Annotated in this window: 2 protein-coding genes; one reads left to right on the top strand and one right to left on the bottom strand. The window is 57.9% G+C overall.

Going from position 1 to position 1655, the window contains the following annotated elements; translation table 11 throughout:
* The coding region (locus tag ABX749_RS32070; RefSeq protein ID WP_372899623.1) for a PhzF family phenazine biosynthesis protein at positions 1-489 on the bottom strand (489 nt) is incomplete at its 3' end.
* 334 nt (positions 490-823) lie between these two features.
* Between ABX749_RS32070 and ABX749_RS32065 the strand changes: the two genes are divergently transcribed.
* Positions 824-1655 (top strand): alpha/beta hydrolase family protein (locus ABX749_RS32065; protein WP_372899622.1); only part of this gene is annotated, 832 nt, incomplete at its 3' end.

The raw sequence follows: 1655 nt of genomic DNA, 5'->3' as shown, positions 1-1655 counted from the left end.
CTCTGAATCGACGACGGCAAACACGTCCTCTTTCGATTTCGCGACGGCATCGACGGCAATTCCCAACGCTGCTTCAAGGTTGGCAACCGTCGCTGGATCAACCGATCCGGAGGGTGGCGTTGCGGGGAAATCCATCCTGATCGACGCCCCGTCATGCTGACAACTCAGACAACCACTTCGCGTTTGGAATAGAATCGGACGCGAGGGATCCACTCGTTTTTGCTCGATCAGCGTGTGCGCCGCACCGAGTGTCGCGTGCCCACACAAATCAACCTCGACCGCCGGCGTGAACCAGCGCAAGCGGAATTCATTGGGCGGACCGGCGGGGACAACAAATGCCGTTTCGGAAAGATTCATTTCGGCCGCGACCTGCTGCATCCACTCCGCGTCGCGGGGGGATTCCAACAAACAGATCGCCGCCGGGTTCCCGGAAAACGGACGGGCCGCAAAGGCGTCGACTTGCCAAATGGGAATGCCATTGGGGTTCATGAGACGATGCATCCTCACAAGGAGTCGTGAAACATCAGGAAAGAGAACGTCAGGAAAAATTCAGTGCCGTTGTTGTAAATCATCTCAAAAGGAGGCCAAGATGGGTGATCCGAGATCGAATGGGACAACCAAGCCTGCTGCGGAATGTGTTCGCGTCGCTACAGCAAGAGACATCCGGGGGGCGTAAGGGTGATCCAATCTTTGCGTGTCAGACTACTTTTTCCTTTGATTTTTTTCCAAGAGCGTGAGAGCGATGTCACTGATCCAGACACAACCTTCGATCGGGCCGCGGGCGCGACATGCCATGGTAGCCAGTCTGCTTGTGGCCGGGCTGATGTCCTGTTTGTCTATTCCGTCGGACCTGATGGCGCAGTCGCCCCCGGGCATCAAGCAGATTGAATTTGAACCTCGTGATTCGACGCGAGATCGCACGGTCCCCCTGCGGGTGTATCTGCCAGACGAGGCCACGGCCCAACCGGTCGTCTTGTTCTCTCACGGGCTTGGCGGCTCTCGCGATGGCAATCCGTACTTGGGGCAGCATTGGTCCGGCGCAGGCTTTGTCGCGGTGTTCATCCAGCACGCCGGCAGTGATCGCGACGTGATGAAGAACGTGCCGCTCCGCGATCGATTCAATGCGCTCAAAAACGCCGCCAGCTACAAAAGTGCACGCGACCGATTAGACGACGTGTCCTTTGTGATCGATCAACTGGAACGATGGAATCAAACCCAAGACCATCCGCTGTTCGGCAAGCTTGACCTGGAACACATCGGCATGAGCGGCCACAGCTTCGGTGCCGTCACGACGCTGGGCGTGGCCGGCCAACAGTCCTATTTTGGACGGAAATTCGAGGAACCGCGCCTCGACGCGTTTTTGGCGATGAGTCCGCAGCCGGGAAAAGGGCCGCCGCCGGAAAAAGCGTTCGCCCAATTGGATCGTCCCCTGCTGTGCATGACGGGAACCCAAGACGACAGCCCGATCGACCCCACGTTCACACCGGAATCACGTCAACTGGTTTACAAAGCCCTGCCCGAAGGCGACAAGTATCATCTGGTCTTCCGCGACGGGCATCATTACACGTTCTCCGACGCCCGCGGCTTGCGTCGTCGCGATCGCGATCGCAATCCGAAACACCACCCTGCGATTCAGAAGATCAGCGTCAAGTTCT

Origin of the sequence: Stieleria sp. (genome assembly GCF_041595215.1) — a bacterium.
In the GTDB taxonomy this organism is placed as follows: Bacteria; Planctomycetota; Planctomycetia; order Pirellulales; family Pirellulaceae; genus Stieleria; species Stieleria magnilauensis.
The sequence above is the reverse complement of the archived record's forward strand: the minus strand, read 5'-3'. Positions and strand labels throughout refer to the sequence as shown.